The sequence below is a fragment of the Streptomyces glomeratus genome, from assembly GCF_021462825.1.
GTDB lineage: Bacteria > Actinomycetota > Actinomycetes > Streptomycetales > Streptomycetaceae > Streptomyces > Streptomyces glomeratus.
The window spans coordinates 1-1696 of record NZ_JAKEEB010000090.1 but is presented as its reverse complement, the minus strand read 5'-3'; the positions used below and the strand labels follow the sequence as shown (position 1 = coordinate 1696).

1 protein-coding gene and 1 pseudogene are annotated in these 1696 nt (G+C 70.4%); one reads left to right on the top strand and one right to left on the bottom strand.

Features of this window, described 5'->3' with window-relative positions; all coding sequences use genetic code 11:
• A pseudogene (locus LZ604_RS35425) lies at positions 1 to 294 on the top strand (NF041680 family putative transposase); the annotation flags it as partial.
• Positions 295 to 363: 69 nt separating this feature from the next.
• Here the strand turns inward: LZ604_RS35425 and LZ604_RS35420 are convergent.
• Positions 364 to 1696 (bottom strand): hypothetical protein (locus LZ604_RS35420; RefSeq protein WP_234520340.1); only part of this gene is annotated, 1333 nt, incomplete at its 5' end.

Below are 1696 nucleotides of genomic sequence, written 5' to 3'. Positions count from 1 at the left end.
GCTGAAGCAGACACTCGGCTGGAACGTGCCCAAGCTCCGGGACCCGGCCAGCGCGGACCTGTGGACGACGCTGATCACCGCAGCACACACCCAGCTGTGGCTCGCCCGGCCACGGCGAGGTTCCGCAACATCCGCGCGAAGGCGGCGCGTCCAGCGGCTGCACCGAAACCCTCCCGCCCCGGCCCAGGACGCCCCCGCGGATCGAGCAACCGCACGAGAGCACCTCGCCACACACCGGCAAAGACCGTCAAGCGCGCCGAGACACTCGACCAGCACTACGGCCGCACAGGTTAAAGATCAAGCTTAGCCCTTCCCTGCAGAAGAGCTATGGCCACAGTGGATTGGGGGCTTGCCCTTGGTGCCTTACGAACGATCGTTTGCGTATATCGCGTCAGCGATTCGGATCACCTCCTGCGGGCGAATCATTGCCAACACGCGCAGAGGTGTCAGCCACGATCCCAGCGCGAATGCCTCACCCAACAAGTGACCGGCCCGCGGCAGACCGACTACCTTTGCCACCTCGGCCAGTGTCTGCCCCCGCAGGAACGGGTCGGTGATGGTGCGGGCGATCTCCTCGGCTCGCGTATGGTCGCCGGCCGCGGCCGCCGCCCCAGCCACCCTGGCCAATGCCCGCGCCTGACGGTCCGGGTGGGTGATGGCGCGGGCGATCTCCTCGGCCCGCGTATGGTCGCCAGCTGCGGTCGCCGCCTCAACCACCCTGACCAGTGCCCATGCCTGACGGTCCGGGTCGGTGATCGTGTGGGCGATCTGCTCGGCGTCGGTGGCCAGTCTGTGAGCCCGTGCATGGTCGCCAGCCGCGGCCACCGCCCCAACCACCCTGACCAGTGTCTGCGCCTGCAGGTCCGGGTCGGTGATCGTGTGGGCGATCTGCTCGGCGTCGGTGGCCAGTCTGTGAGCCCGTGCGTGGTCGCTGGCCGCGGCCGCCGCCCCAGCCACCTCGGCCAGTGTCTGCGCTCGCCGGTCCGGGTAGGTGATGGTGCGGGCGATCTCCTCGGCCCGCGTATGGTCGCCGGCCGCGGCCACCGCCCCAGCCACCCTGACCAGTGCCCATGCCTGACGGTCCGGGTCGGTGATGGTGTGGGCGATCTGCTCGGCGTCGGTGGCCAGTCTGTGGGCTCGCGTATGGTCGCCGGCCGCGGCCACCGCCCCAGCCACCTCGACAAGTGTCTGCGCCTGCAGGTCCGGGTCGGTGATGGTGTGGGCGATCTGCTCGGCGTCGGTGGCCAGTCTGTGGGCTCGCGTATGGTCGCCGGCCGCGGCCACCGCCCCAGCCATCTCGGCCAGTGTCTGCACCTGCAGGAACGGGTAGGTGATGGTGCGGGCGATCTCCTCGGCCCGCGTATGGTCGCCGACCGCGGCCACCGCCCCAGCCACCTCGGCCAGTGTCTCCGCCCGCAAGTTCGAGTAGGTGATGGTGCGGGCGATCTGCTCGGCGTCGGTGGCCAATCTGCGGGCCCGCGTATGGTCGCCGGCCGCGACCACCGCCCCAGCCACCTCGGCCAGTGTCTGCGCCTGCCACTTCGAGTAGGTGATGGTGCGGGCGATCTGCTCGGCGTCGGTGGCCAGTCTGCGGGCCCGCGTATGGTCGCCGGCCGCGGCCACCGCCCCAGCCACCTCGGCCAGTGTCAGCGCCTGGGCGTTCGGGTGGTTGGTGAAGGTGCGGGCGATCTGCTCG